The 26,365-nt window shown below is 73.4% G+C and carries 27 protein-coding genes and 1 riboswitch; of the genes, 7 read left to right on the plus strand and 20 right to left on the minus strand.

The annotated features are described in order from the left end of the window. Nucleotides 1–4: 4 nt before the first annotated feature. The 9 genes from AC0665_RS12730 to AC0665_RS12770 form a co-directional block, all read right to left on the minus strand. On the minus strand, nt 5–373 hold the full coding sequence (locus tag AC0665_RS12730; protein WP_468404527.1) for an energy-coupling factor ABC transporter substrate-binding protein: 369 nt from the start codon (nt 371–373) through the stop codon (nt 5–7). After that, nucleotides 370–1,071, minus strand: a complete 702-nt coding sequence (locus AC0665_RS12735; protein ID WP_366049531.1) for an energy-coupling factor ABC transporter permease — start codon at nt 1,069–1,071, stop codon at nt 370–372. Before AC0665_RS12735 ends, AC0665_RS12730 begins: the two co-directional genes overlap by 4 nt. A gap of 30 nt (nt 1,072–1,101) precedes the next feature. Continuing rightward, nucleotides 1,102–1,286, minus strand: a riboswitch (cobalamin riboswitch). Between the two features lie 129 nt (nt 1,287–1,415). Next, the gene (locus tag AC0665_RS12740; protein ID WP_478704979.1) at nt 1,416–2,906 is read right to left on the minus strand and encodes a serine/threonine-protein kinase; all 1,491 of its coding nucleotides are present in this window, start codon (nt 2,904–2,906) and stop codon (nt 1,416–1,418) included. Between the two features lie 225 nt (nt 2,907–3,131). Continuing rightward, a complete protein-coding gene (locus tag AC0665_RS12745) occupies nt 3,132–4,424 on the minus strand; it encodes an MDR family MFS transporter (protein WP_478605588.1) in 1,293 nt (430 codons plus the stop codon). Next, entirely contained in the window at nt 4,421–6,298 is a 1,878-nt protein-coding gene (locus tag AC0665_RS12750) for an ABC transporter permease subunit (RefSeq protein WP_478704980.1), read from the minus strand. The genes AC0665_RS12745 and AC0665_RS12750 overlap by 4 nt, the downstream gene beginning before the upstream one ends. Before the next feature lie 20 nt (nt 6,299–6,318). After that, the gene (locus AC0665_RS12755) at nt 6,319–7,821 is read right to left on the minus strand and encodes an ABC transporter substrate-binding protein (RefSeq protein ID WP_478704981.1); all 1,503 of its coding nucleotides are present in this window, start codon (nt 7,819–7,821) and stop codon (nt 6,319–6,321) included. A gap of 73 nt (nt 7,822–7,894) precedes the next feature. Further along, nucleotides 7,895–8,431, minus strand: coding sequence for a GNAT family N-acetyltransferase (locus AC0665_RS12760; RefSeq protein WP_478704982.1), 537 nt, complete (start codon nt 8,429–8,431; stop codon nt 7,895–7,897). 115 nt (nt 8,432–8,546) lie between these two features. Then, entirely contained in the window at nt 8,547–9,344 is a 798-nt protein-coding gene (locus AC0665_RS12765; RefSeq protein ID WP_478704983.1) for a VOC family protein, read from the minus strand. Nucleotides 9,345–9,544: 200 nt separating this feature from the next. Further along, nucleotides 9,545–10,420 (minus strand): SDR family NAD(P)-dependent oxidoreductase, encoded by an 876-nt coding sequence (locus AC0665_RS12770; protein WP_478704984.1) that lies wholly within the window; start codon nt 10,418–10,420, stop codon nt 9,545–9,547. Nucleotides 10,421–10,479: 59 nt separating this feature from the next. Between AC0665_RS12770 and AC0665_RS12775 the strand changes: the two genes are divergently transcribed. The 4 genes from AC0665_RS12775 (at nt 10,480) to AC0665_RS12790 (ending at nt 13,086) form a co-directional block, all read left to right on the plus strand. After that, nucleotides 10,480–10,956: a DUF4396 domain-containing protein gene (locus AC0665_RS12775; RefSeq protein ID WP_468404543.1), complete on the plus strand. Its 477-nt coding sequence runs from the start codon at nt 10,480–10,482 to the stop codon at nt 10,954–10,956. Between the two features lie 62 nt (nt 10,957–11,018). Then, nucleotides 11,019–11,381, plus strand: coding sequence for a hypothetical protein (locus tag AC0665_RS12780; protein ID WP_478605573.1), 363 nt, complete (start codon nt 11,019–11,021; stop codon nt 11,379–11,381). Nucleotides 11,382–11,548: 167 nt separating this feature from the next. Further along, on the plus strand, nt 11,549–12,262 hold the full coding sequence (locus tag AC0665_RS12785) for a hypothetical protein (protein WP_478605571.1): 714 nt from the start codon (nt 11,549–11,551) through the stop codon (nt 12,260–12,262). Nucleotides 12,263–12,477: 215 nt separating this feature from the next. Then, nucleotides 12,478–13,086 carry a sigma-70 family RNA polymerase sigma factor gene (locus AC0665_RS12790; RefSeq protein WP_478704985.1) on the plus strand — a complete coding sequence of 203 codons (609 nt, stop codon included), beginning with the start codon at nt 12,478–12,480 and terminating at the stop codon, nt 13,084–13,086. A 116-nt stretch (nt 13,087–13,202) separates the two neighbouring features. On the opposite strand, the gene AC0665_RS12795 is transcribed toward AC0665_RS12790, so the two are convergent. From AC0665_RS12795 to AC0665_RS12810, 4 genes are all read right to left on the minus strand, one after another. Next, nucleotides 13,203–13,565, minus strand: a complete 363-nt coding sequence (locus tag AC0665_RS12795) for a substrate-binding domain-containing protein (RefSeq protein ID WP_478704986.1) — start codon at nt 13,563–13,565, stop codon at nt 13,203–13,205. Nucleotides 13,566–13,810: 245 nt separating this feature from the next. Further along, complete coding sequence (locus AC0665_RS12800; protein ID WP_468632912.1) at nt 13,811–14,692, minus strand: metal ABC transporter permease; 882 nt, start codon at nt 14,690–14,692, stop codon at nt 13,811–13,813. Then, nucleotides 14,689–15,528 (minus strand): metal ABC transporter ATP-binding protein, encoded by an 840-nt coding sequence (locus AC0665_RS12805; protein ID WP_478606247.1) that lies wholly within the window; start codon nt 15,526–15,528, stop codon nt 14,689–14,691. Before AC0665_RS12805 ends, AC0665_RS12800 begins: the two co-directional genes overlap by 4 nt. 5 nt (nt 15,529–15,533) lie before the next feature. Next, nucleotides 15,534–16,454: a metal ABC transporter solute-binding protein, Zn/Mn family gene (locus tag AC0665_RS12810; protein WP_478605566.1), complete on the minus strand. Its 921-nt coding sequence runs from the start codon at nt 16,452–16,454 to the stop codon at nt 15,534–15,536. 186 nt (nt 16,455–16,640) lie between these two features. On the opposite strand from AC0665_RS12810, the gene AC0665_RS12815 reads away from it, so the two are divergent. The 3 genes from AC0665_RS12815 to AC0665_RS12825 all read left to right on the plus strand — a co-directional run bounded on the left by AC0665_RS12815 (nt 16,641) and on the right by AC0665_RS12825 (nt 18,716). Continuing rightward, nucleotides 16,641–17,321: a helix-turn-helix transcriptional regulator gene (locus AC0665_RS12815; protein ID WP_478605564.1), complete on the plus strand. Its 681-nt coding sequence runs from the start codon at nt 16,641–16,643 to the stop codon at nt 17,319–17,321. Continuing rightward, nucleotides 17,318–18,295 (plus strand): pyridoxal-phosphate dependent enzyme, encoded by a 978-nt coding sequence (locus AC0665_RS12820; protein ID WP_478605562.1) that lies wholly within the window; start codon nt 17,318–17,320, stop codon nt 18,293–18,295. Before AC0665_RS12815 ends, AC0665_RS12820 begins: the two co-directional genes overlap by 4 nt. A gap of 61 nt (nt 18,296–18,356) precedes the next feature. Then, nucleotides 18,357–18,716, plus strand: a complete 360-nt coding sequence (locus AC0665_RS12825) for a cupin domain-containing protein (protein WP_478605560.1) — start codon at nt 18,357–18,359, stop codon at nt 18,714–18,716. A gap of 92 nt (nt 18,717–18,808) precedes the next feature. Here the strand turns inward: AC0665_RS12825 and AC0665_RS12830 are convergent, their stop codons facing one another. The 7 genes from AC0665_RS12830 to AC0665_RS12860 form a co-directional block, all read right to left on the minus strand. Next, the gene (locus AC0665_RS12830) at nt 18,809–20,167 is read right to left on the minus strand and encodes a vWA domain-containing protein (protein WP_478605557.1); all 1,359 of its coding nucleotides are present in this window, start codon (nt 20,165–20,167) and stop codon (nt 18,809–18,811) included. After that, nucleotides 20,164–21,021 carry an AAA family ATPase gene (locus tag AC0665_RS12835; protein ID WP_478605555.1) on the minus strand — a complete coding sequence of 286 codons (858 nt, stop codon included), beginning with the start codon at nt 21,019–21,021 and terminating at the stop codon, nt 20,164–20,166. The genes AC0665_RS12830 and AC0665_RS12835 overlap by 4 nt, the downstream gene beginning before the upstream one ends. Before the next feature lie 167 nt (nt 21,022–21,188). Then, nucleotides 21,189–22,499, minus strand: coding sequence for an FtsX-like permease family protein (locus tag AC0665_RS12840; protein ID WP_478605553.1), 1,311 nt, complete (start codon nt 22,497–22,499; stop codon nt 21,189–21,191). A 4-nt stretch (nt 22,500–22,503) separates the two neighbouring features. After that, a complete protein-coding gene (locus AC0665_RS12845) occupies nt 22,504–23,289 on the minus strand; it encodes an ABC transporter ATP-binding protein (RefSeq protein WP_478704987.1) in 786 nt (261 codons plus the stop codon). A gap of 144 nt (nt 23,290–23,433) precedes the next feature. Further along, on the minus strand, nt 23,434–24,084 hold the full coding sequence (locus AC0665_RS12850) for a LutC/YkgG family protein (protein ID WP_478605548.1): 651 nt from the start codon (nt 24,082–24,084) through the stop codon (nt 23,434–23,436). Continuing rightward, complete coding sequence (locus tag AC0665_RS12855) at nt 24,081–25,559, minus strand: LutB/LldF family L-lactate oxidation iron-sulfur protein (RefSeq protein WP_478704988.1); 1,479 nt, start codon at nt 25,557–25,559, stop codon at nt 24,081–24,083. Before AC0665_RS12855 ends, AC0665_RS12850 begins: the two co-directional genes overlap by 4 nt. After that, nucleotides 25,556–26,311 (minus strand): (Fe-S)-binding protein, encoded by a 756-nt coding sequence (locus AC0665_RS12860; protein WP_468404574.1) that lies wholly within the window; start codon nt 26,309–26,311, stop codon nt 25,556–25,558. The genes AC0665_RS12855 and AC0665_RS12860 overlap by 4 nt, the downstream gene beginning before the upstream one ends. Nucleotides 26,312–26,365: the final 54 nt, after the last annotated feature.

A 26,365-nucleotide genomic window follows, 5' to 3' on the forward strand; every position in this document is an offset into this window, starting at 1 on the left:
GGGATCAGTCCCGTTCCGCTGAGGACTTCGCGGCGGCGCCGGACAGCGCGCTGTCGGCCTCCCGCTCCAGCGCCCGCCGCTCACCCTGCCGGCGTCCCCGGCGCAGACCGAAGTAGTAGGCGAGGACACCGGCGCCGAGGGACGCCTGGAGAGCGAAGAGCGCCGACTCGATCTCGCCGGACGGCGGCTCGTACAGCGGCGAGAACCACGGCTCGTAGTCCGGCTTCAGCTCGGTGATCGCCGTCTCGGCCTCGGAGTCGGAGCCCGTGAACGGCTCCTTCTTGTGGTCGCCGAGGCCGAGCGCCAAGGGCAGCACCGCGAGCGCGGCCACGGCGACGAGCAAAATGAGGTTGATCTTCGTGTTCCTGGTCACCGGGCCACCGCCTCCGACTCGGCGGGGGCCTGCTTCTCGGCGAGGAGCACGCCCAGCCGGGTCAGTTCGCCCTTGCTGGACTGCACCAGCAGCCGCATCACGAGCACGGTCAGCAGGCCCTCGCTCACCGCGAGCGGGATCTGGGTCACGGCGAAGATGGAGCCGAACTTGGCGAGCGCGCCCAGGAAGCCGCTGCCCGGGTCGGGGAACGCGAGCGCCAGCTGCACGCTGGTGACGCAGTAGGTGGACAGGTCGGCGACGAACGCGCCGCAGAACACCGTCACCATCAGCGGCACGTCGTAACGCCGCAGCAGCCGGTAGACGGCGTATCCGGCCCAGGGGCCGACGATCGCCATCGAGAAGACGTTGGCGCCGAGCGTGGTCAGGCCGCCGTGCGCGAGCAGCAGCGCCTGGAAGAGCAGGGTGATGGTGCCCAGCACCGCCATGATGGGCGGCCGGAACAGGATGGCTCCCAGGCCCGTGCCGGTGGGGTGTGAGCAACTGCCGGTGACGGAAGGCAGTTTCAGGGCGGACAGGACGAAGGTGAAGGCGCCGGACGCACCGAGGAGCAGGGTGCTCTCGGGGTGCTCGCGCACTTCACGGGTGAGCGACCGGACCCCGTGGACGACGAACGGCGCCGACGCGACGCCCCAGGCGACCGCGTGCGCCGGAGGAAGGAAACCCTCGGCAATGTGCATGGCTCAGCAGACCCTCTCCAGCACCTCGTGGATGGTTGACGCGCCTTGGCCGGTCTCCTGGCTGACGGGTACCACCGCCCGGACTCCGCCTTCCCGGGTCACAAGGACCCAGTGGCTGCCCGTGAGGGCCGGAGCCGGACTTCCCGATTCACAGTGGCGAGGGCCGCACCGGCATCACACCGGATTTCCCGTTCACCAAGGCCTGGTGACAATAAGGCCGGGGTAAGGGCGATGACAAGCCACCCATGGGGGCGCGCGAGGGGGCGTCCGCTCGCACACCGGCGCATCCCCCCGCTGATCCACGCGCTGCGCGCACGGCCGCGTCGCCCGGCGTCCGGGCCGTGTCAGTCGTCGCCGCCCTCGTCCCCGCCGTCGTCGCCCTCCCCGTCCAGCCCGGCCTGCGGGGCCTGCGGGTTCGGCTGCGCCGGGCCGCCGTCGCCCGCCTCCTCCGCAGGAGGCACGGCGCCGGGCGGGGCCGCGGCAGGGGTCGGGGAAGCGGCCGGCTCGGACGCGGTGACGTCGGTCACGGTGCCGGTGGCCGGCGTGCCGGCTGCCCCTTGGCCGGACCCCGGACCGGCGGCCTGGCCGGACGCCGGACCAGCCCCCTGGCCGGACGCCGGCTCGGTGGAGGGGGACGCGGCGGAGCCGGCGGACGGCGTCGCGGCCGGACTGCTCGCGGACGGGGACGCGTCGGGTTCCGTGCCCTCCGCCGTGGTGTCGGGGGAGAACCAGCGCATGCCGATGAGCATCGCGGCGAGGAAGAGGGCCGCGGCGGCGGCCGTCGCGACCAGTCTCGGCCGGTTGCCGGGGCCGCCGCGCCCGCGCGAGCGGCCCGAACGCCCCGCCTGGGCCGCCCGGGCCGCGGTGCGGTGCCCCGTGGTCGCGGGCAGCGCGTACGTGGTCGGGCTGCCCGCCTCGGCGGCGTACCGGCCCGGGGGCGCGGACATCGCCGTGGGCGCGGGCTGCGGCCGCAGCGGCGGCGAGACCTCCGGCAGCGGCTCGGGCAGGCCCCGCCAGGCACCCCCGGCGAACCACTCGGCGGCCTGCTGGGCGGTGGGCCGGTCCTCGGGCTGCTTGGCGAGCAGCCCGAGGAGGTAGTTCTCGAACGCCGGGGGGAGTCCGGAGACACCGAGGTCGCGAGGCGGCACGGGGGCCGAGTCGAGGTGCTGGTGGAGAAGGGCGACGGCGGTGTCGGCCTGGAACGGAGGACGGCCGCTGAGCAGTTGGTAGAGCACACAGCCCAGGGAGTACATGTCGGAGGCGGGCCCGGCGGGCTTGCCCAGGGCCCGTTCGGGCGCGAGGTAGAGGCCGGTGCCGACGATCTGGCCGGTGGCGGTGAGCGCGGCGCCCGGGTCGTCGAGGAACCGCGCGATGCCGAAGTCACCGATCTTCAGCGTGCCCTGGGAGTCCAGCAGCAGGTTGGCGGGTTTGACGTCCCGGTGCACGATGCCCTGCCCGTGGGCGGCGGCGAGCCCCGCGGACGCCTGCGCGGCGAGCCGGGCCACCTCCTCGGCGGGAAGCGCGCCGGACTTGGTCAGCACCCCGGCGAGACTGTCGCCCTCGACCAGTTCCATCACGAGGTACAGCCGGTTGTCGTACTCGCCGAAGTCCAGGACACCGACCACGTTGGGGTGGTTGAGACGCCCGGCGGTCTGCGCCTCCAGTCGGAACCGGGAGGTCGCCGTGGCGTCGGTGTCCTGGGGCAGCAGCAGCTTGAGGGCCACCGCTCTGGCGAGCGTCTCGTCGTACGCACGCCAGACCTCTCCCATTCCACCGCGCCCGATCTCAACATCCAGCCGGTAGCGGCCCGCTAGCAGCACTCGTCCTCGTCTCATGCGTGTGGGAAGGTCGTCGCCGCAGGCCGAACTCCCCGCTCGTGCACGGGGATTGGCAGGGGCGCCGCAGCCGACCCAGGATACTGGCGCGGTATGACCGCGGAGCCCCACAGTGGTGTCCCCGGACGGTACGGCCCCGGAAATCGCCGGGCGGGACGGCCGCACGCCGGATGACACCCCCGCGCACCCGGTTCGCGCCGCGCGCGGGGCGCCTCCCGACGCGTTTCAGGCCGCCGCGCCCGCCTCCCTCACCCGACGCGGCAGCAGGAGCACGGCCAGGGCGGGTACGGCCGCGAGGACCAGCCACGGCACGGCGGGCGGCAGGCCCAGATCGAGCAGGGAACCCGTGGCCGCGCTGCCGGCGAGGACGATCAGGCCGGAGACGGACGACAGCGCACCCATGTAGAGGCCGAGCCGCCCCTCCTCGGCGAGGTCCGGCACCCAGGCACGCGCGGCGGGTACGACCAGCATCTGCCCCACCGTGAGCAAGATCACGAAGCCGGCGGCCGGCAGCAGCCCCGCGGTGCCCGTCCAGCCCGCGGGCCGGGCGGCGGCCACCACCGCGAACCCGGACGCGATCAGCAGCAGTCCGGCGGCCATGGAGCGGCGCAGATCCAGCCGCTCGCCCGCCCAGTGGGTCACCGGCAGCTGCGTGAAGACCACCAGCACCGAGGACAGCGCGAAGAGCCAGGACAGGGGCGCCTGGGAGCCCGCCGCACGCTGCACCTCGTCCGGCAGGGCCAGGTACAGCTGGTTGTAGGCGAGCAGATAGGTGCCGTACGCGCAGCACAGGGCGAGGAAACGCCTGTCGCGCAGCAGGACACGCATCCCGCCGCGCTCCCGGACGCGGACCCGGCCGGGAATGTGCTGCGGCATCAGCCACAGGTGCCCGGCGAGGACGAACACGAACACCCCGGCGCCGGCCAGGCACGCCGTGCGGAAGTCGACCGCGAGGAGCAGCGCCCCGAGCAGCGGCCCGGCGAACGCCCCGACCTGGCCGGCCACGCTGAACAGGGCCAGGACCCGGGTGCGCGGGCCGTGCCCCTCCTCCTCCCAGACCACCGCCTGACGGGCCACCTCGGACTCCACGGCGGGGGAGAACAGCGCGGCGGCGAAGCCGATCACCAGCACCGCCCCGATCACGGCACCGCTCGCCTCCGCGTACCCGAGCCACACGAACCCGGCGACGCGCAGAGCACAGCCGGCCAGCACCACCGGCCGCACCCCGAACCGGTCGACGAGCCACCCGCCGACCACGAAGAGGCCCTGCTGGCTGAAGGTGCGCAGGCCGAGCACGAACCCGACCAGCCAGCCCGCCATGCCGATCGCGGTGCCGAGGTGCTCGGCGAGGAACGGCAGCACCGCGTAGAAACCGATGTTGAAGGCGAGCTGCGTGAGGATCAGCAGCCGCAGCAGCGGCGACAGTTCCCCGCACAGACGCCAGGTGCCGTCGCGTACCCCGGCGTCGGGGGTACGGGCGGACTTGCGGGCAAGGGCACGGGAGAGGAGACCGGTCATCGTTCTTCTGTCGGTGAGGCGGACATGGGCGTCAGGAGGGCGGCGGGGCGGTCCGGCCGCCCGAGCCGGACCTGTGCGGACCGGTCGGCGGGCGGTTCGGCCGGGGGCGCGGGCCGTGTGCGGCGCCGGGGCAGGCGCAGGCCGCCCGCGGCCGTCACGGCGAGCGCCCCGAGCAGGGCGAGCACGGCGGCGGGGAACAGGACGGCCCACGGGGCGCGCTCGGCGTACGGCTGGTTCTCGGCGAGCAGCAGGCCCCACTCGGGGGACGGCGGCTGGGCACCCAGCCCGAGGAATCCGAGCGCGGCGAGACCCAGCGCGACGCCTGGCAGCCGGAGCAGGGCGTGCCGGGCGACCGGGGGCACGACGGCGGGCAGCAGTTCGTGCCGGAGCAGGTACCAGCGGCCCGCGCCCAGCGCCCGGGTGGCCGTCAGATGGGTGGTCGCACGCTCCTCCCGCAGCAGCGAGGAGGCGTGCGCGGCCAGCGGGGACCAGGCCACGACGGCCACGGCCAGGGCGGGTGTCCAGGGGCCGCTGCCCGAGATGCCGGCGACGAGGAGACCGGCCAGCACCGGCGGCAGCGCGCTGACGGTGTCGACCAGTGGCCCGGACAGCCTCGGCACCAGCCCCAGCAGCAGCCCCACGACGAGGGCGGCGGCACTGACCGCGACGGCGAGGCCGAGGGTGGTCAGCGCCCCGTGGGAGATCCGGGCGAGGACGTCCCGGCCGAGCGCGTCCGTCCCGAAGGGGTGCGCCGGGGAGGGGGGCCGCAGCCGGGCGAGGGTGTCCAGGGCGAGCGGGTCGCGGGCCAGCCCAGATCCGATGACGGCGGCCAGCAGCGCGCCGTAGAGCAGCGGCAGGGCGCGGGGCGCGGGCGGCCGGGGCCGGTGCAGGGACTGCAGGGCCCCGTCGCGCAGCGCCGGCCCGACCAGCAGCCGGGCGGCGAACCGGGCGAGGACCCCGGCGGTGGCCGCGAGCAGCACCAGGGCGAGCGTGCCGGTCTGCAGGACGGGCAGGTCCTGGGCCAGGGCGGCGTGCAGGGTGAGCCGGCCCAGCCCCGGGATGTCGAAGATCTGCTCGACGGCGACCGATCCGCCGGTCAGACCGACGACGAACAGCCCCAGGTTGGTCAGCAGTCCGGGCACGCAGCGGCGCACCGCCTGCCGCGCCACGGACCTCGGCGGCACACCGCGTGCCGCGGCCGCCATGGCCCAGGGCTCGCCGAACGCCCCGGGCAGCAGGTCGTCGAGCATCCGTCCCAGGACCGCCCCGGCGGGCAGGCCCAGGGCGAGCGAGGGCAGCACCATCCACTGCGGCCCGTACCACCCCAGTGCGGGCAGCCAGCCGAGCTGCACACCGATCACCGAGGCCAGCACCGAGGCGACGAGGAACTCGGGCAGCGCGGCCAGCACGGCCGTGGCGGTCCCACCGGGACGGCGCGCCCCGAGCCCACCCCGCGTGCCCAGCCGCAGCGTACGGGCGCAGACGGCGGCGGCCGTGACCGCGGCGACCGTCAGGGCCCCGGCCATCAGCAGCAGCGACACGCCGAGGGCCTGCACCACGCCCGGCAGCACCTGGCCGCCGGACACCCAGGAGGTGCCCGCGTCCCCGTGCAGCAGCCCGCCCAGCCAGCGGCCGAGCAGCGGCAGCGGGCCGTCGTCGAGGCCCAGTTGGCCCCGGATGGCGCGCAGGGTCTCCGGAGTGGGATCGCGGTCCGCCGACCGGGCCCGCAGGACGGTCAGCGCGGGATCGGTGTGCGACAGCCAGGGCAGCAGACCGATCCCGCACACCAGGGCGGCCATGAGCGCGGCCCGCCACAGCAGCGTCGGGGCGGCGCCGCCCGCGAGTGCGCGCAGAGCGGCGGACGCTCTGTTCATCGAGGGTGTGTGCGAGCTTTTCAGCGCCGGGTCCCCGTACCTATGAGGGTGCGCTCGTACGGGTCGGGCAGCGCGCCCTGCACGGAGGTCGCGATGCCCGCGACCAGCTTCAGATGCACCAGCGGGATCACCGCGTCGGTGCCGAGGACGGCCGCTTCCGCCTTCATGGCGGCGGCCTGCCGCTGGGCGGTGTCCGACTCGGCCTGGGCGTCGGCCACCAGCTTGTCGACCTTCTTGTCGCACAGGAACGACAGGTTGCCCGAGGCGTCGCAGGTGTAGTCGCTCGCGAGGACGGTGACCGGGTCGCCGGTGTCCAGCATCATGTTGCGGGAGAAGACGACGGCGTCGAAGGCGCCGGCCATCATGTCCCCTTCGAGGCGCGCGTAGGTGCGCACCTCCAGCTTCACCTTGAAACCGGCCTTCTGGAGCTGCTGTTGCAGCACCTGGGCGGCCTCCGGCAGCTCGGGCCGGTCGCTGTAGGTGGCGAGGGTGATGCTCTTGCCGTCGGGGTCGGTCGCCCGTGCCCGTCCGGCCGGTTCGACGCGCTTGCCGGCGGCCCAGGTCAGGGCGGGCCCGTACAGGCCCTGGGCGGGCACGGCGTACCCCTCGTACGCGCCCTTGGCGATGACGGAGGTGTCGATGGCCTCGCGTGCGGCGGCCCGCAGCCCGGCGTCGGTGAAGGCGCCCGACTTGGTGTTGAGGTAAAGGCTGGTGTTGCGGGCGGTGTTGATCTCGTGGACGTCGTCCTTGTCCAGGGAGGCGACCTGGGCGACGGGGAGGGACTCGGCGATGTCGACGTCGCCGGTGCGCAGGGCGTTGGCGCGGGCGGTGCCGTCGGAGACGAACCTGGCGGTCACGCCGGACGCCTGGGCCCGGCCGCCCCAGTAGTCGTCGAAGCGGTCCAGGGTGGCCCCGGTGTCTCCATTGATCTTGGTGAGTGCGAAGGGGCCGGTCGCGGTGCCGACGACGTCCACCGTGCCCTTCGCGCCGTAGGCCTTGGGGGCGAACACCGAGAGCGACGGGTTCGACAGGCGCAGCGGCAGCACGGGGTCGGGCTTCGCGGTGGCGACCCGGACCCGCTTGTCGCTCTCGGCCGTGGCGGTCAGCCGCACGCCGGATATCGCCGACGGCGTGGGGTCGGCCTTCCCGGCGGCCGTGAGGGCCCCGGCGACGGCCTTGGCGGTGACGGCCTCGCCGTTCTGGAACTTCGCGTCCCGCAGGGTGAACACCCAGCTCCTGCCGCCGTTCTCACTGCTCCACGACTCGGCGAGCGCGGGCACGGCCGTGCCGTTGGCGTCCAGCTTGGTCAGCCCCTCGACGACACCGAGCCGGGACAGGAGCATCGCGTCCTGGCCGAACGGCGAGTAGTTCTCGGTCGGGGCGAAGGGGAGGGCGACACGCAGACGTGCGCCTGCGGGGGAGCCGGAGGAGGCCGAGGTGTCGTCACCGGAGGACGCGAAACAACCGGAGAGCACGGGCAGCGCGAGCAGGCCGGACATGAGCCGGAGGCGGGTGGTTCTCATAGCGTATATGAATATCATTTTCGTTAGGTGGGCGGTATGGGCGGGTGGCCTCGCCCTGGTCGGCCGCGCGGCGTCACGCCAGCGGCACCTCGAAGTGCACGGCGCCGCTGCCCCCGCCGGGCACCTCCTCCCGCTCGTCGCACAGCTCCTTGCCCAGCGCTCGCCACAGGCCCATCGCGCCGGGGGAGTGCGGGTACGTGTGCAGGTACACGGACCGGTATCCGCCGTCGGCTCGGGCGAACTCCAGCAGTTCGTCGACGAGTTGACGGGCCAGCCCGCGGCGCCGGTGCTCGGGACGTACGTACACCCGCCGGAGCTGGGCGGTCTCACCCGAAGGGAACCGCTCGGCCAGCCAGCGCGGGTTCGGCGGGTGCGCCGGGCCGCGCGCGTCCAGTGCCGCCGTGGCCGCCACCGTCCCGTCCCGCTCGTCGACGGCGACCAGCAGCGTGTGCCGGGGTGGTGTGAGGTAGAACGACACCGGGTCGATGATGTCGGCGTGCCACCGCGGCACATAGCCCGTGGCGAAGTCGCGGTACACCGTGTCGAGCATCACCGCCCGGGCCTCGTCGACGTCGGCCTCCGTGGCCCGCCTGATGCTGTAGTCACGCATTTGCACATCATATGCAAGAAGGGATTCCGGGCCGGGACGGGGGTCCCTCGGCATTCACGGGACGGCGGCGGATCGGCCCGGCAGGATGGGCGGTTGGCCCGGCGGGGGAGCCGGTTCAGCTCTCGGACGGCGCGAGCACCACGAAGTCCGCGTTCGCCGGGTCGAGGCAGACGGCGAGCCGGCCGACGCCCTCCATGTCCACCGGCCCCATCTGCACGCTGCCGCCGCCGCGGGTCACCTCGGCCACCGCCGCGTCGCAGTCGTCGACGGCGAACACCGGGTGCCAGTACGGCCGCCCGCCGGTCGGCGTGAGGTCCTCCGCGCGCAGTTCCATGAGGCCGCCGTGCATCCGGTCCTCGGACAGCCCGGCGGGAGTGATCAGGGTGTACGTGCCCGCGTCACCCGGCAGCGGCATGTCGCTGAACTGCCAGCCGAACAGGGTGCCGTAGAACTCCCGCGCACCGGCCGCGTCGGTCGTCATCAGCTCGGTCCACGACAGCGAGCCCGGCTGGTCCACCAGCTCCAGGCCCTTGTTCGTCCCCGGCTGCCAGACGGCGAACTGGCCGCCCAGCGGGTCGCTGTACTGCGCCATCCGGCCCCAGTCGTCGAGGTCCATCGGCGCGACCCGCACGGTGCCGCCCGCCTGCTGCACCGCCTGGGTGGTGGCGTCCGCGTCGCTCACGCTGTAGTAGAGCATCCAGGCCGGGCGGGCGCCCTCCTCGGTGAGCTTGCCGAGCCCTGCGACGATCTTGCCGTCCTTCTTGAACAGCCCGCCCTCGAAGTCCTCGCTCTCGCCCATGGGCTCGTAGTCCCAGCCGAGGACGGCGCCGTAGAAGGCCGCGGCGGCCCGGACGTCCGGAGCGCCCAGGTCGAGCCAGCAGGGGGAACCGGGGACGTACTCCGTCGTGATCATGGCGATGTTTCCCTTCCACGGGTCGTGTCTGCCCAGCGTGGCACCGGGTCCCGGTCGTCGCCTGCCGGTGGCTGTCCGTTCGGGGGATCGCCGGTGGCCGGCCCGTTCGTGGTGTGTGGTGGAGGGACACGCCCGGAGCCTGATCCCGGCCGCCGCCCCCGGCCGCCGCCCTGGGCAGGCGCATCGCGCGACCGGAGGCGTCAGTGGACGGACAGCCCGCCGTCGACGAACACCGACTGACCGGTGACGTAGGCGGACGCCGCACTCGCCAGGAAGACCGCGGCGCCGGCGAAGTCCCCGGGCAGGCCGTTGCGCCCCACCATCGTGCGGGCGGCGAGGGCGGCCACCTTCTCCGGGTCCGACGACAGGCGCGCGTTGAGCGGTGTCAAGACGACGCCCGGCACCAGGAGGTTGCAGGTGACGCCGCGGGGCGACCACGCCTCGGCCTGGGACCGGGCCAGTGCCTCCAGCCCGCCCTTGGACGCGCCGTAGGCGCCGCTCTGGACGAACGCGCGATGCGCCTGCTGCGAGCTGATGTGGATGATCCGCCCAAACCCCCGCTCCGCCATGCCGGGACCGAAGCGCTGCCCCAGCAGGAACGGTGCCTCCAGGTTGACGGCCATCGTGGCGTCCCAGACGTCCTCGGTGAGCTCGTCCATCGGCGGACGCAGATTGATCCCGGCGCTGTTGACGAGGATGTCGGGCTCCCCGAAGGCCTCGACCGCCCGCTCGGCGGCCGTCCGCACGCCCTCCCGGGTGCTCAGATCCGCGCCGACCCACGCGGCGCGGCAGCCCTGCGCCGTCAGCTCCTCGACCGTCGCGGTCAGGCCGGCCTCGCCACGGGCCACGGCCACCACGCTCGCCCCGGCACGCGCCAGGGCACCGGCGATGGCGCGGCCGATGCCGGAACTCCCTCCGGTGACGACCGCGACCCGGCCCTCGAGGGAGAACAGCTCGGCGAGGTAGGCCTGTGTCGCGGGCGTCTGTGGGGTCGGCGGCGTCGGCTGGGTCGCCGTCTGCGGCGTCGGACGAGTCGGCTGGGTCCGCTGGGTCGGTTGGGTCGGTGGGTTCGTCATGGCGTTTCACCTTAGCCGGATCCCACGCACATACCCCCAGGGGGTATATAGTCGGGGTCATGGACCACACCGCTCACGAACCTGAGAAGCATGCGCACGGGACGGCGTCCTGGGGAACCGCCGTCAAGGCGACCCTGCACTGCCTGACCGGCTGTGCGATCGGCGAGATCCTCGGCATGGTGATCGGCACGGCGCTGGCGTGGGGCAACGTGCCCACGATGGTTCTGGCGATCGGGCTCGCGTTCCTCTTCGGCTACTCCTTCACGCTGTTCGCGGTGGTCCGGGCCGGCCTCCGCCTGAAGGCGGCGATCCGGATCGCGCTCGCCGCGGACACGGTCTCGATCGCCGTGATGGAACTCGTCGACAACGTGATCATCGCCCTCACTCCCGGCGCCATGGACGCCCACCTGTCGGAAGGGCTCTTCTGGTACGCCCTCCTGGGCGGTTTCGCGGTCGCCTTCCTGATCACGGCCCCCGTCAACAAGTGGATGATCGGCCGCGGCAAGGGGCACGCCGTGGTCCACGCCCACCACTGACGCACCGTCATCGCGCGTGCGCCCCGGGGGAACCCCGCCGAGCCGCAGGCCGTTGTCCCGGCATGACGCACACCGTGTGGGCGAGCGACCTGCTCCCGTTCCTCATCGTCTCGGGCGCCCTGGCGGTCGTCATGGGGCTCTTCGCCTGGCTCGCGTCGGTGGTCCGGCGTCGAGGGCTCGCCGGCTCCGGGATCCGCGCGGCCATGGCCTCGTACGAAGAGGCCTTCCAGGTGACGGCCCATGACGCCCACCAGGAGATCCAGGCCCAGGCGCGGGCACAGAGCCCCGCCGCGGTGCCCGGTGACCCCTGGCGCTCCGCCCGGCACACCCTGGGCGGCACCGGGCGGCCACGGCGCACCGGCCGCAGGAGCGGACTGCGCCGCCGACTCCGGGCGTGGCACCGGAGCGCCACCCGGGAGCGGTGACGCGGCCTGACCGGGACGCAATCGAAGGGCGGCCCGGGCTCCGCGGCGGGGGCGGCACCGGCTCCAGGACAGTGCCCTGGATCACATGGCCGGTATTGAGTGCCCCGCCCGGGCGATGTCCGTACCCATGGGTGTCGGAGCGGGTCCGGATGCGAGGATGAGGCGCCATGACTGCTGGGTGGTGTGCTCGCACGATACGGGCCGCGGTGTTCGCGGCCGTCTGTGTCGTGCTCGCCGCCCTGGGGCACGTCATGATGTCCGGCGACCACGTGCCCCCGCTGACGCTGGGGGCCGGATGGGCCGTGACGAGCGTGGCGGGCTGGTGCCTGGCGGGCCGTGAGCGCGGGCTGCGGACGGTCGTGGCCGTCGCCGTGGCCGTCCAGACGGCTCTGCACTCGGCGTTCTCGCTCGGGCCGCGGACACCGTCCGCCCAGGGCACGCACTCCATGACCATGCCGTCCATGGGCCACACCGCGCCCCCCATGCCCATGCCCAAGGGCAACGGCATGGGGCACGGCGAGGGCTCCATGGGTCACGCCATGGGATCCATGACGCACGACATGGGCTCTCTGCCGCTGCCCCTCGGGCACGCGGGGCACGCTCCGGGCGGTGACGCGTCCCTCGGCATGCTCGCCGCCCACCTGCTGGCCGCGCTGCTGTGCGGCCTGTGGCTGGGCCACGGAGAACGGGCCGTCTTCCGGCTGCTGCGCGCCCTGGGCAGCCGGCTCGCCGCACCCCTGCGGCTCCTGACCGCCCTCCCCGCACCGCCACCGCCGCCCGTGCGCGGACGACGACGGCCATCGCACCGCAGGCCGCACACCCTTCTGCTCGTCCACGCGATCACCACCAGGGGACCACCCGCGGGAGCCGCTGCCGCCTGACGGCAGCCGGTCATCACCCGGGGCAGCCCCTGCGCGCCCCGGCCGCGGTCGTTTTGTCCGTACTTCGGCGCACCCACAGGCGGTCCCGCCTCCCCGGGTGCCGTACGGGGCACGCCCGCACCCCCCGCTCACGGGACCGCACCCGCACACGCGCACGCCCGGCATCACGGCCTGCCCGCTCCGGCGCGGTCCCGGAATTCCCCGAAGGACATCAGGTGATCACTCCTGCCCTGCCCCTTCCGCACGAGAGATCGGCGTCGGCCGACGCCTCGATAACCGCCTGGGCGCTGGCCGCCCGCGGCGGCGACGCCCAGGCCGTCGACCGGTTCGTGCGCGCCCTGCACCGTGACGTCATCCGGTACGTCGCCCATCTGTGCGCCGATCCGCAGGCGGTGGACGATCTGGCACAGGACACGTTCCTGCGGGCGCTCGGCAGCCTGCACCGCTTCGAGGGCCGCTCCTCGGCACGCGCCTGGCTGCTGGCCATCGCCCGGCGCGCGGTGGCCGACAGCATCCGGTACAGCGCCGTACGCCCCCGCCCGGCCGACCTGCCGGACTGGCGGCCGGTGGCCGAACTCGCCCAGCCGGGCGGCCTGCCAGGCTTCGACGACGGCGTGGCCCTGCTGGAGCTGCTGGCCGGGCTGCCGGACGAACGCCGTGAGGCGTTCGTCCTCACGCAACTGCTCGGCCTGCCCTACGCGGAGGCCGCCGCGCTGAGCCACTGCCCGATCGGCACGATCCGTTCCCGGGTGGCCCGCGCGAGGGCGGAACTCATGGCCCTGCTCGCCGACGCGGAGAAACCGGAACCCGCCGTCGCCGCCTGACGCACTGCCGCCGGCGGTGCCCCCGGCCCTGCCGGCCGGGCAGCGCCGGCGGCGGCTGCGCCCGTGGGGCAGCGGCCCGCCGCCATCGCCCCACTGGCACGGCCTTCGCGGGCCGCTCAGGTCGTGCGCCGCACCGACTGCCGGATCACCAACCGGGTGCTCAGCACCAGGTGGTCCGCACCCGCGGCCCGCTCCTCCCGCTCGAGCGCCAGCCGTACGGCGGACCGGCCCGGTTCCTCGTACGGCACCCGGACCGTGGTGAGCGGCGGCGTGAGGCCGGGTGGCGAATGGCACGTCGTCGAAGCCGGCCGGCGACGCATCACGCGGCACCGGCAACCCGGCCTCCCGCAACGCTGCCAGGCCCCGACGGCCACCGCGTCCGACCCGCCGAAGACAGCCGTGAAGCGGGCGCCGGACCGCAGCGCCTCCCGGGTGCGCAGATCGCCCGAGGCGCGGGTGTACGGGCCCGGGATCTCCAACTCCTCGACGTGCGCGACGCCGTGGCGCGCAGGGCGGCGAGGTGGCCGGCCCGGCACTGCTCGGCGCTGCTGAGCCCGGGCTCGTCGCCGCCGTGAGCAGGTGCGTCACGGCCTCGGGACGAGGTCGTCCTCCCGGCCCGTGTCGCCCCGCATGGAACGCGCCAGGGTCAGCCGCCCCCTGCTCCCGGCCTCCTGCTTCACCCCGGCGGCGCGACGGGCAGGTCGTCTTCGAACGGTGAGGCGTCTCAGGCCGCCCGCACCGCCGTGCGCCGGGCCCCCCACCGCCGGGTGCGATACCGGCCGGCCGCCCGGCACACCGCGTAGACCGTGAACGAGATCGTCGTGACGTAGGGACTGATGGGAACGCTGCTGCCCAGGGCGAGCAGGATGCCGCCCTCGATGGACACCACGGCGAACACCACGCTCAGCACGGGCAGCAGCACCGGCGAGGCGGTGACGCGGGCGGCGGCCGCCGCCGGGGTGACGACCAGGGAGAGCACCAGCAGCGCGCCGACGATCTGCACCGACAGGGCGACCGCGAGCCCGAGCACCAGCATGAACGCGAGGGACAGCGCGCGCACCGGCACCCCGCGGGCCTCCGCGACCTCCGGATCGGTGCTGGCGAAGGCGAGCGGTCGCCACATGACCGCCAGGGCCGCCAGCACCAGGACGGACGTGCCGAGCAGCCAGGACATCTGCGGGGTGTCCACGGCGACGATCTGCCCGGTGAGCAGCCCGAACTTGTTGGCCGCGCGGCCCTTGTAGAGGGCGAGGAAGAGCACGCCGAGGCCCAGGCCGAACGGCATGATGATGCCGATCACCGAGTTGCGGTCCCGGGCCCGTGTCCCGAGGACGCCGATGACCCCGGCCGCGAGCAGCGAACCGGCGATCGAGCCCGCCACGATGTTCGCGTCCAGCAGCAGCGCCGCCGACGCCCCGGCGAAGGACAGCTCGCTGATGCCGTGCACCGCGAACGGCAGGTCCCGCATCAGGACGAACACCCCGGCCAGCCCGCCCACCAGGCCCAGCGCCACACCGGCGACCAGGGAGTTGCGGACCAGGACGAGGAGCTCGCCGTAGTCGGTGAAGTCGAAGATCTGGTGCCAGATCCCGTCGGCGAGTGTCATACCCGCACTCCGTCCGTCTCGTGGGTCTGCTCGGGGTGGTGCGGCGGGCCGGCCGTCCCGTCGGGTGCTCCCGCGACCACCACCCGGCCCCGGACGCGCAGCACGTCGACCTGCGTGCCGTAGAGGCGGGACAGCGACTCGGAGGTCAGCACCTCCTCCGGGGTGCCGACCCGGTGGCCTCCGGGGGCCAGGTACAGCACGCGGTCGGCCAGCCCCAGGACCGGGTTGATCTCGTGCGTCACGAACACCACGGCCGTGCCGTGGGAGCGGCGCCGGGCGTCGATCAGCTCGGTGACGGCCCGCTGGTGGTGCAGGTCGAGCGACAGCAGCGGCTCGTCGCACAGCAGCAGACGCGGGTCGGTCGCCAGGGCCTGCCCGATGCGCACCCGCTGCCGTTCGCCGCCGGAGAGCATCCCGAGCGGAACGTCCGCGTAGGCCGACGCGCCGACCGACTCGAGGATGTCGTCCACGCGGCGGCGGATCCCGCCGGTGCGAAGACGCGGCCCGAAACGGTGGCCGTCGATGCCGAACCGGACGAGGTCGCGGGCGCGCAGCATGGCCTGCGCCGACAGCGCCGCCTGCTGGGGGACGTAGCCGATGTGCCGGGCGGCCTCGCGCGCGGGCCGGCCGAGGACGGTCAGGGTGCCGGCCGACAGCGGCTGCCGGCCGAGCAGCGCCCGGACGAAGCTGGTCTTGCCCGCGCCGTTCGGCCCCAGTACGGCCAGGAACTCACCGGGCCGCACGTCGAGATCGAGGCCGCTCCACACCTCGCGGTCGCCGTAGGACAGGGCGGCTTCCCGCAGCGCGATGACGGGGGTGCCGTCCTGGCCGGGTATCGGGGTCACTTGGCCAGCGCTCCGGCGAGCGCGTCGACGTTGGCGGTCATCCAGCCGAGGTAGGTCTCACCCTTCGGGAGGGTCTCGGTCAGGGGGACGACCGGGATGCCGGCCGCCTTGGCCGCCGCCTCGGCCTTCTCGGTCTGCGGTCCCGAGGTCTGCTGGTTGTAGACGAGTGCCTTCACCTTCCTGCCGCTGAACAGCGCCAGGCTCTCCTGGAGGATCCGCGGGGAGACGTCGTCGCCCTCCTCGATGGCCTCGCTGAACGCCGGGGGCGTGCGGTTCACCAGGCCGCTCGCCTCGGTCATGTACAGCGGCACGGGCTCGGTGATGGCGATGCCCTCACCGCCGTGCGCCTTCTTGATCCGCGCCTCCTTCTCCTCCAGCGGCGCGAGCTTCGCCTTGAAGGCGGCGGCGTTCTTCCCGAAGGCCGGGGCATGGTCCGGGTCGGCCTTGGCGAGGGCGGCGGAGATCCGGTCGGCGACCTTGGCCACGGTGGGGAAGTCGTACCAGACGTGTTCGTTGAGCTCGCCGCCCTCGGGCGCCGTCTTGCCGGAGATGCGGACCGCGTTGATCACCTCGGCAGAGTCGTTGTGGCCGCCCTTGAGCATGTGGTCGACGAAGTCGTCGTAGCCGCCGCCGTTCTCGATGACGATCTTCGCCTTGGACAGGGCCAACTGGTTCTGCGGATCGGCCTCGTAGGAGTGCGGGTCCTGGTCGGGGTCGCTGATGATCGACGTGACGTCGACCCGGTCGCCGCCGATGCGCCGGGCGATGTCGCCGTAGACGTCGGTGGAGGCGACCACGGTCACCCGGGCCGGTGCGCCCTTGCCGTCGGCGGTGTCCGACGCGTTGCCGCAGCCCGCGAGCAGGGCCAGTGACGCGCTGGTCAGCAGCGCGAGGCGGCGGGACGTGGACAGGGGCATGGCTCCTCCAGGGCGGATGTGCACAGGGGTGATCGGCAGACGGACAGCACGCTAGATGGGAATGAATGTCAAAAGCGTGTTCGGGTCGAAGTCATGTGAAAACCATTGCCAACTGTTGGAGATCGGCTGGACTGTCTATCCAGGAGCTGGACTTCTGGTCTAATCTGTGGGGTGAGAGGAGGCGGAATGGCCGTCGAACCGAACGCCGAGCGGGATGCGATCCTCTCGGCGCTGAGGCCCGTCGTGGAGGGGATCGCCGCGACCTTCGGACCGGTCTGCGAGGTCGTGCTGCACGACTACCGGAACCCGGAGAAGTCGGTCGTCGCCGTGGCTGGCTCGGTGACCGGGCGGACGGTCGGAGGCGCCATGAGCGAGATCGGCATGCGCGTCCTGGCTCGCGGTGACGCGGCGTCCGACGAGCTGAACTACGTCACCCGCACCCCTGACGGGACACGGGTGAAGTCCTCCACGATGGTCCTGCGGGACTCCACCGGAGTCGTCTTCGGCGCTCTCTGCGTCAATGTGGACGTCGGTGCCGTCACCCGGGTCCACGATCTCCTCGGCGCGCTCGCCGGCCTCGGGGCCACCCCGGCGGAGGTGCCGACCACCACGTTCGGCAACGACATCGACTCCGTCGTCGACGCCCTCTTCGACGCTCACCAGTCGAAGCAGCGGGGCAGCTGGGCGGAGCTCGACCGCGCGGAGCGCCTGGAGCTGTTCGGCGGGCTGGATACCCGCGGGGTCTTCGCCGTGCGGGGCGCCGTCGAGCAGGTCGCCGCCCGGCTCGGCATCTCCCGGGCATCCGCCTACCACTACCTGTCCCAGGCCCGGGCCGCCCACGACACCACCACCGGAGGACCCGCGTGACCACCACCACCCCACCGGTCACCCTCGACGACGTCCGGGACGCCGCCGCGCGGCTGCGGGGCGTCGCCCACCGCACCCCCGTGCTGCGCTCCCGCACCCTGGACGCGCTCGCCGGTGCCGAGATCTTCCTCAAGTGCGAGAACCAGCAGCGCGTCGGCGCCTTCAAGTTCCGCGGCGCCTACAACGCCGCCTCCCGCCTCACCCCCGAGCAGCTGTCCCGGGGCATCGCCGCCTACTCCTCCGGCAACCACGCCCAGGCCGTCGCCCTGGCCGCCCGCGAGCTCGGCACCACCGCCGTGATCGTCATGCCCGAGGACGCCCCGCCGTCCAAGCGCGCGGCCACGGCCGGCTACGGAGCCGAGATCGTCCCGTACGACCGCTACACCGGCGACCGCGTCGCCATCGCCGAGGCCCTCGCCGCCGAGCGCGGCCTCACCCTCATCCCGCCCTACGAGCACCCGCATGTCATGGCGGGGCAGGGCACGGCCGCACTCGAACTGCTCGAAGAGGTGGGGGAGCTGGGCGCGCTGCTGGCCCCGGTCGGCGGCGGCGGGCTGATGGCCGGCAGCGCCACCGTGGCCAAGGCCCTGCACCCCGGCATCCGCACCATCGGCGTCGAACCGGAGGCCGGTGACGACACCAAGCGCTCGCTGGAGGCCGGCCGGCGCGTCAGCGTCCCGGTCCCGCACACCATCGCCGACGGGCAGGCCCTGCACATCCCCGGAGAGCTGACCTTCTCGGTCAACCGGCGCCTCCTCGACGAGGTCGTCCTGGTCAGCGACGACGAGATCCGGGACGCGATGCGGTTCGCCTTCGAACGCCTGAAGACGGTCGTCGAGCCGAGCGGCGCCACCCCGCTGGCCGCCCTGCTCACCGGCCGGGCGGGCCCGCTGCCGCCCCGGGTCGGCGTGATCGTCTCCGGCGGCAACATCGACACCGCGCGCTTCGCCGAACTCTGCGGCGGCGCCGGCTGAAATGGCGCGGCCCTCCTGCCGGACGGACGATGGAGGCACACCCTCACCGAGGAGGAGCGTCATGCTTGAGGTGAAGACGCTCGACAAGCCGGACGAGCGGCGCGACTACCCCCGAGGCCACCTGGAAGCCGTCCACATGACGGGGCTGGACTTCGCCGTGGCCACCTTCGAACCGGGCTGGCGCTGGTCCGAGTCCGTGGCCCCGATCGCCGGGACGGACGGCTGCCGGATCCACCACAACGGCTACGTCGTCTCGGGCCGTATGCACATCCGCATGGACGACGGCGCGGAGGGCGAGGTGGGCCCCGGCGACGTCTTCGTCTGCACGCCCGGCCACGACGCCTGGGTCGTCGGCGACGAGCAGTGCGTGGTGTACGACTTCGCCGGCAGCATGGCCAAGGAGTACGCAAAGAAGGATTAGACGACGGCCACCGGCGACGTCTCGCGGCAGGTGGGGGCCGGGCCGGCGGCCCGGCCCCGCGGCCCCGTGCCCGCAAGCCGACCGCCGCCTGGTCACACCGGCAGCAGCCGCGCCACCAGCGCGCTCAGCTGCCGGGCGTTGCGGCACTCGTGCATCTCGACCAGCTCGGCGTAGGCGGGGGCGACGGAGTCGCCGGTGCCCCAGCGGGAGCGCTGCTCGGGGTTGAGCCAGTGCACACGCCGGGCACGCTCGGAGATGCGCCGCAGAGCGGGCAGGTTCGGGTCGCTCCGGTTCGTGCGGGCGTCACCGAGGACGAACACGGTGGTGCGCGAACCGACCGCGTCCGCGTACCGCTCGGCGAACTCGCCCAGCGCCATGCCGTAGTCGCTGCTGCCGTGATAGCCGGTGATCGCCGCCTCCGCCTGGATGCGCAGGCCCAGCCCCTCCGGGTCGGCCCGGCCGTGCTCCAGCAGCGCGGTCACCTCGTCGATCCGGTTGACGAAGGCGAACACGCGCACCTTGGCGAACTGATCGTGCAGCGCCTGCACCAGCAGCATCGTGAAGTCCGAGAAACCGGAGACCGAGCCCGACACATCGCACAGCAGCACCAGTTCCGGGCGGGCGGGACGACGCCGGCGCAGGATCGGCTTCATCGGCACACCGCCCGTCGACAGCGAACCGCGCAGGGTCCGCCGCAGGTCGATCGAGCCCCGGGAGGCGCGCCGCCGACGGGCCGCAAGACGGGTCGCGAGCTTACGGGCCAGCGGCTGCACGGTCCTGCGCAACTCGGCCAGCCGGTCCTTCCCGGCGAACAGGAAGTCGACCCGGTCGGCGGTCGGGGCGACGGCCCGCCGGGCGATCTCGTCCCTGCCGCGCCGCTCGGCGACCCGCCGCCGTGCCTCCGCGGCCACCAGAGCGCGGAAGACGTCGACGCGCCGCCGGATCTCGTCCTCCAGCAGCCGGTCCGCGAACCCCTGACGACCACCCTGCCCCCGGATGTCGTCGCGCACCCTTGCCAGCAGCGTCTGCGGCCGCAGCCGTTCGAGCGTCTGGTACGACGACCAGCCGTCCGACCCCGGCGAGGAGCCGTAGCCGCCGAAACCGTCCACGGCCTCGATCGCCAGCCGGCCCAGCATCGCCCGGTCGTCGGCCGCCAGTGCCTCGGCCAGCCTGTCCCGCAGGTCCTCGCGCCCCGCCGCCCGCTGCTCCGGGCCGCCGACACCGCTCGGGAAGTAGAGGTCGAAGACCGGGTCGAACACCTGCCGTTGCCCGGGCCCGTGCAGCAGCGTCGCGGCGAGACCCTCGCGCAGCAGCTCCCGGTCCGCGAGGCCGAGTTCCTCGACGGCCCGGGCCGCGTCGACGCTCTCGCCGGTGCCGATCCGCATGCCGTGCGCGCGCAACGCCGCGACCAGGGACGTCAGCCGTTCGGCAACGCCCGCCCGCGTGGTCACAGCGTGTCCAGGTCCAGCTTCGCGGACGCCTTGAGGACGTCGTCCTGATGCTTGAGGAGCACCCCCAGCGTGGCCCGCACGACCGTCTCCTCCAGCGAGTCGGCGCCGAGCGCGAGCAGGGTGCGCGCCCAGTCGACGGTCTCGGCGACCGACGGCACCTTGCGCAGGTCCATCGCCCGCAGGGCGCCCACGACCCGCACCACCGAGCGGGCCAGTGCCTCGTCGAGGCCCGGCACCTTCAGCCGTACGATCCGGCGCTCCAGTTCCTCGTCCGGGAACCCGATGTGCAGGAAGAGGCAGCGGCGGCGCAGCGCCTCCGACAGCTCCCGGGTCGCGTTGGAGGTCAGGACGACGAAGGGGCGGCGCGTCGCCGTGATGGTGCCCAGCTCGGGGACGGTCACCTGGAAGTCGCTCAGCACCTCCAGCAGCAGGCCCTCCACCTCGACGTCGGCCTTGTCCGTCTCGTCGATCAGCAGCACCTTGGGGTCGTCGCCCCGGATGGCGGTCAGCAGCGGCCGGGTGAGCAGGAACTCCTCGCTGAAGATGTCGGTACGGGCCTGGTCCCAGGTCTCGTCACGGCCCGCGCTGATGCGCAGGAGCTGCTTGGCGTGGTTCCACTCGTACAGCGCCCGGGACTCGTCGACCCCCTCGTAGCACTGGAGGCGGACGAGCCGGGCGCCGGCCACCGTGGCGACGGCTTTGGCGAGTTCCGTCTTGCCGACACCGGCCGGGCCCTCCACCAGCAGCGGCTTGCCGAGGCGGGCGGCGAGGAAGACGGTCGTGGCGACGGCCGGGGAGGCGAGGTAGCCGGTCTCGGCGAGGCGTGCGGAGACGTCGTCGACGGATGTGAACAACGGGGGCCTCCAGGACGGCGGCGTCGGGCGAACGGGCACCCACTATCTAAGCGCTTGTTCAGCCAGGCTGTCACGGGATTGCCGCCAGGACGATCGCCACGAACGGTCCGTTGCCCGGAGTCCGTGGCGATCTGCGCTCGCCCGTGTGGCCGCCACCGGCCGTCGGCTCACACGGCCGACGCCACCGCCCGCACCGCCGGAGTGCGCAGCACCCGCCGGGCCGTGGCCAGGACCGTCCCCGTCGTCGCCGCCGCGCCGACCGCCACCACCGCGAGCCACACGCCGAACGCCTGATCCGGCAGGACCCCGTCGGTGCGCACCACCGTGAACGGGACGATGCCCACGAGCGCCGCCGTCGTGCCGAAGAAGACACCGACGACCGTCAGGATCAGTCCCTCCACGCCCACCACGCCCAGCACCTGCCCGGGAGTCGCCCCGGCGAGCCGTTGCCGGCCGAACTCGCTAACGCGATAACTGGTGGCCGCGTACAAGGAGTTGACCAGCATGACGCAGACGAAGACCACGATGATGCCGACGACCGTGAAGTTGAGCGTCTCCAGGTTCTTCGCGTCGACCGACTTCACCACCCCCGACGCGGCGACGGCGTCGCTCTCCACCGCCTGCATGGTCAGGGTCGCCGTCGCGACCGCGGTGAACAGGATGAGCGACATCAGGGTCCCGGCGAGCTGTCCGGCCCGCTGCCGCAGGTTGCGCACCGCCAGCCAGCCGGCCGCACCATCGAGCGGCAGCCGGTCCAGCACGGCCGCGAGCAGTCGCGGTGCCTTCAGCGCGCACCCGACGGACAGCAGGATCGCCCCGTACGCCGGTGGTGCCATCAGCGCGGCGTCCGTCGCCGAGAACATGAACGTCGAGGTCACCGCCACGGCACCGGTCCCCAGCGCGGCATGGGCGAGGACCGTCCGCGCCCGGCCCCGGCGCCGGCTCCTCCCGCCGGCCCGCCGCACGGCGAGGAACGCGGCGCCGGCGGCGGCGAGCAGGGTGACGTCGAAACCGGTCAGCAACGCCACGGGGCCGAAGGAGAACTCCACCGACCGCGCGACCTGACCGCTGTCCCGGAACACCTCCAGCAGCACCCGGCCGCCGAGCATCGCCGGGCCGACCGCGAGCGCGGCGCCCACCAGCGCCACCACCACCGCCTCGCCCACGACCATCCGCTTGAGCTGCGCCGGAGTCGCCCCGGAGCAGCGCAGCAACTCCATCTCGGCCGCCCTCTGACGCACGTTCACCGTCAGCGCCGAGGCGATCGCGAAGAACACCAGCAGGGTGCCGTAGCCGCCGACCACGCCCGCCGCGGTGGACAGCGTGTGCGAGCTGACCTCGTCCACGCCCGGCTGCCCGGCCGTGTCGTGCATCGCGTTGAACGTCATGATGATCACCGCGCCCAGGAACGCGCACAGCAGGGTCGCCAGGAACCGCCCGGGCCGCCGCCGGATCGACCGCATCGCCAGCATGAACACGACCTCACACCCCCGCCGTCACGTCGTCGCCCAGGTGCGCCAGCCGCTCGGCGACCGCGTCCGCGGTCGGGGCGTCCATCCGGCCCGCGAGCCGGCCGTCGGCCAGGAACAGCACGGAATCGGCGTAGGAGGCGGCGACCGGGTCGTGCGTCACCATCACCACCGTCCGGCCGTGCGTGCGCACCGTGTCCTGGAGCAGCCGCAGCACGCCCCGGGCGCTGCGGGTGTCCAGCGCGCCCGTGGGCTCGTCCGCGAAGATCACGCGCGGTTCGGTGACCAGTGCCCGGGCGATCGCCACCCGCTGGCGCTGACCGCCCGAGAGCTGCTCCGGCCGGTGCCCGAGCCGGTCGCCGAGCCCCACGGCCGTCAGCACCTCCCGCACCCGCCGCCGGTCCACGCGCCGCCCGGCCAGCTTCAGCGGCAGCACCGTGTTCTGCGCGACGGTCAGCGTCTCCAGCAGGTTGTACTGCTGGAACACGAAGCCGATCCGGCCGCGCCGGAACCGCGTCAGCTCGGCCTCGCCACCCCCCGTCAGCTCGGTGCCGTCGACCCGTACGATCCCGCCGTCGGGCCGGTCGAGCCCCGCGGCGCACTGGAGCAGCGTCGACTTGCCGGAGCCGGAGGGCCCCATCACCGCTGTGAACGTGCCACGCCCGAGGCCGAGCGTCACCCCGTCCAGGGCGGTCACGGCGCTGTCGCCGCTCCCGTACGTCCTGGTGACCTTGACCAGCCGCAGCGCCTCGGCCGCGGGTTCCGGGTCCTGATCCTGTCGTGCGCCGGTGCGGAACATCGTCGTCGTCCCCCTTCGTCGACACGCCCTGTGTCACGACGTCGACGCTACGGAGAAGGGGGCGTGACCACACGGGCCGCAGAACCCGTATCGCGGGGTGTACCCAGCGACACCCCCGGGTGCTCGATCTCCCGGGCCCGGGGGTTACGTGGACTCGATCCCGGCCTGACCCACCAGCACCACTTCCAGGGTGCGCGGACCGTGCACCCCCTCGACCCGGTCCAGCTCGATGTCACTGGTCGCCGAGGGGCCGGAGATCCAGGTCAACGGGCGTGCCGGGTCGAGGCGTTCGAGTGCTTGCGGCACGGACGACACGACCTGGTCGGGGACCCGCACCACACAGATGTGGTGGTCCGGGACGAGGGTGATCCGGCGGCGCCCCTGGTCGGGCGAGCCGTCCAGCACGAGGGTGCCGGTCTCGGCGATCGCGACCGCACAGGCCGTCACCACACTGTCCACCCGGTCCAGTTCGGCCGGGGTGCTCTCCACCCGGTCCGCCACACGCGGCACATCGGTCGCCGCGAGCCATCCCTCGTCCAGCCCGGGCGGCACCAGCACCGAGGAGGAGCCGTGTCCCGCCAGCAGCCCCGCGATCAGGGCGGCCAGTCCGTCGGCGTCCGTGCGGTGCACGAGCGCCCGGTAGTCCGCCAGGTTCTCGGCGAGCAGCTCCACCGTCTCCGCGACGGTCCGCCGCCCGTGCTCGCGCAGATAGTCCCGCGTGAGGGGTGGCTCGTCGCCCGGCACGTCCGCCAGCGCGCGCCGCACCCGCCCCAGGATCCGCTCCCTGCTGTTCACTTGCCGCCGTCCTTCCCACCACGCGTCCGCTGCCACCAGTCCCGGAACGGCTCGGGCGGCACCGGCGGCAGATCCCGGGTCCCGCTCCACGCCCGGCCGGGGCCGGGCAGCGTACGAGGATGGAAACGGCGCGTGCGCGAGGCGGCGCGCTGGCCGGTGCGCAGCGCGCCCGGGTGGCTGAACGCCCAGCGGGCCGCGCGCATCGCCGCCCGCTCGGCGGCGTGCCCCTTCGCGGGCCGCAGCACCACCTTGTTGCCCTCGCGGGTGACCGTGCCGCCCTGGACGACCCGCTCCCGCAGGTGCACCAGCACCTCGGGGATGTCGATGGCGACCGGGCACACCTCGTAGCACGCCCCGCACAACGAGGACGCGTAGGGCAGCGAGGCGTCGATGTCGCTGCCCGTGCCCCGCAGTTGGGGACTGAGGATCGCGCCGATCGGGCCCGGGTACACCGAGCCGTAGGCATGACCGCCGGCCCGCTCGTACACCGGGCAGACGTTGAGGCAGGCCGAGCAGCGGATGCAGCGCAGTGCCTGGCGGCCGACCTCGTCGGCGAGGGTGTCGGTGCGGCCGTTGTCCAGCAGCACGAGGTGGAACGCGCCGGGCCCGTCCTGGTCCGTGGTGCCGGTCCAGGTCGAGGTGTAGGGGTTCATGCGCTCGGCCGTGGAGGAGCGGGGGAGGGTCTGCAGGAACACCTCCAGGTCCTGCCACGTCGGCACGATCTTCTCGATGCCGACGACCGAGATGAGCGTCTCGGGCAGGGTCAGGCACATCCGGCCGTTGCCCTCGGACTCCACCACCACGAGCGTGCCCGTCTCGGCGACCATGAAGTTGGCGCCGGAGATGCCGACCTTGGCCCGCAGGAACTTCTCCCGCAGGTGCAGCCGGGCGGCCTCGGCGAGTTCTGCCGGTGTGTCGGTCAGGCCCTCGGGGGCGGGGCGGCCCCACTCGCCCATCTCGCGGGTGAAGATGTCCCGGATCTCGCCCCGGTTGCGGTGGATGGCCGGGACCAGGATGTGCGAGGGCCGGTCCTTGCCCAACTGGACGATCAACTCGGCGAGGTCGGTCTCGTAGGCGTGGATGCCCTCGGCCTCCAGCGCCTCGTTGAGCCCGATCTCCTGCGTGGCCATCGACTTGACCTTGACGACCTCGCGCTCGCCGGTCATCTTCATCAGCCGGGTGACGATCTCGTTGGCCTCGGCCGCGTCGGCGGCCCAGTGCACGACGCCGCCCGCGGCGGTGACCGACTCCTCCAACTGCACCAGGTAGCGGTCGAGATGGCGCAGCGTGTGGTCCTTGATCCGCTTGCCCGCCTCGCGCAGCTCGGCCCAGTCGGACACCTCCGTGACGGCCTTGGCCCGCTTGGCGCGGATGGTGTGGGTGGCGTGTCGCAGATTGCCGCGCAGGGTCGTGTTCGCCACGGCCTCCCGCGCGGCCTGTGGAAACGCCGGCATCCCGAGATACGTCCCGCTCATACGGCCGGTTCCTCCTCCGTGCTCGCCAGGATCTCCGCGATGTGCACCGGCCGCATGCCGGTCCGCAGCCGGGTCATCGTCCCGCCGAGGTGCATCAGACAGGAGTTGTCGGCCGCGCACAGCACCTCGGCGCCCGTCGACTCGGCGTTGCGCACCTTGTCCGCGCCCATCGCCGCCGAGACGTCCGGGTTCTTCAGCGCGAAGGTGCCGCCGAACCCGCAGCACTCGTCCGCGCCCGGCAGCTCGACGAGCTCCAGCCCCTTCACCGCCTCCAGCAGCCGTCTCGGCCGCTCGCCGAGCCCGAGTCCGCGCAGCCCGTGGCAGGTCGGGTGGTAGGTCACCCTGTGCGGGTAGTACGCCCCGACGTCCGTCACACCCAGCACGTCGGTCAGGAACTCCGTGAGCTCGTACGTCTTGGGCACCACCGGCGCCAGCGTGGCCGCGAGGGTGTCCCCGCGCCCCTCGGCCCGGGCCCGCTCGCCCATCCGCGGATACAGCTCGCGCACCATCGCCCCGCACGACCCGGACGGCGTCACGATCGCCTCGTACGCGCCGAAGACATCGGAGAAATGCCGGGCGAGCGGCTCGGCCTGGTGACGGTATCCGGTGTTGTAGTGCGCCTGCCCGCAGCAGGTCTGCGCGCTCGGAAAGTCGACGTCGACGCCCAGCCTGGTCAGCAGTTTCACCACGGCGCGCCCGGTGTCCGGATACAGCGTGTCGTTGACGCAGGTCAGGAACAGGGCGACACGCATCGCGGCTCCTAGTGTTCGATCATCGGATGAGTGCAGCGTAATCCGGGCGGAAGG

It is taken from the genome of Streptomyces sp. NPDC043685 (assembly GCF_056436585.1).

What these genes read in the sequence shown, in the direction of transcription:
- AC0665_RS12735 (WP_366049531.1), bottom strand. Translation starts at nt 1,071, where the DNA reads ATGCACATTGCCGAGGGTTTCCTTCCTCCGGCGCACGCGGTCGCCTGG.
- AC0665_RS12740 (WP_478704979.1), bottom strand. Translation starts at nt 2,906, where the DNA reads ATGAGACGAGGACGAGTGCTGCTAGCGGGCCGCTACCGGCTGGATGTT.
- AC0665_RS12745 (WP_478605588.1), bottom strand. Translation starts at nt 4,424, where the DNA reads ATGACCGGTCTCCTCTCCCGTGCCCTTGCCCGCAAGTCCGCCCGTACC.
- AC0665_RS12750 (WP_478704980.1), bottom strand. Translation starts at nt 6,298, where the DNA reads ATGAACAGAGCGTCCGCCGCTCTGCGCGCACTCGCGGGCGGCGCCGCC.
- AC0665_RS12755 (WP_478704981.1), bottom strand. Translation starts at nt 7,821, where the DNA reads ATGAGAACCACCCGCCTCCGGCTCATGTCCGGCCTGCTCGCGCTGCCC.
- AC0665_RS12760 (WP_478704982.1), bottom strand. Translation starts at nt 8,431, where the DNA reads ATGCGTGACTACAGCATCAGGCGGGCCACGGAGGCCGACGTCGACGAG.
- AC0665_RS12765 (WP_478704983.1), bottom strand. Translation starts at nt 9,344, where the DNA reads ATGATCACGACGGAGTACGTCCCCGGTTCCCCCTGCTGGCTCGACCTG.
- AC0665_RS12770 (WP_478704984.1), bottom strand. Translation starts at nt 10,420, where the DNA reads ATGACGAACCCACCGACCCAACCGACCCAGCGGACCCAGCCGACTCGT.
- AC0665_RS12775 (WP_468404543.1), top strand. Translation starts at nt 10,480, where the DNA reads ATGGACCACACCGCTCACGAACCTGAGAAGCATGCGCACGGGACGGCG.
- AC0665_RS12780 (WP_478605573.1), top strand. Translation starts at nt 11,019, where the DNA reads ATGACGCACACCGTGTGGGCGAGCGACCTGCTCCCGTTCCTCATCGTC.
- AC0665_RS12785 (WP_478605571.1), top strand. Translation starts at nt 11,549, where the DNA reads ATGACTGCTGGGTGGTGTGCTCGCACGATACGGGCCGCGGTGTTCGCG.
- AC0665_RS12800 (WP_468632912.1), bottom strand. Translation starts at nt 14,692, where the DNA reads ATGACACTCGCCGACGGGATCTGGCACCAGATCTTCGACTTCACCGAC.
- AC0665_RS12810 (WP_478605566.1), bottom strand. Translation starts at nt 16,454, where the DNA reads ATGCCCCTGTCCACGTCCCGCCGCCTCGCGCTGCTGACCAGCGCGTCA.
- AC0665_RS12815 (WP_478605564.1), top strand. Translation starts at nt 16,641, where the DNA reads ATGGCCGTCGAACCGAACGCCGAGCGGGATGCGATCCTCTCGGCGCTG.
- AC0665_RS12825 (WP_478605560.1), top strand. Translation starts at nt 18,357, where the DNA reads ATGCTTGAGGTGAAGACGCTCGACAAGCCGGACGAGCGGCGCGACTAC.
- AC0665_RS12845 (WP_478704987.1), bottom strand. Translation starts at nt 23,289, where the DNA reads ATGTTCCGCACCGGCGCACGACAGGATCAGGACCCGGAACCCGCGGCC.
- AC0665_RS12855 (WP_478704988.1), bottom strand. Translation starts at nt 25,559, where the DNA reads ATGAGCGGGACGTATCTCGGGATGCCGGCGTTTCCACAGGCCGCGCGG.
- AC0665_RS12860 (WP_468404574.1), bottom strand. Translation starts at nt 26,311, where the DNA reads ATGCGTGTCGCCCTGTTCCTGACCTGCGTCAACGACACGCTGTATCCG.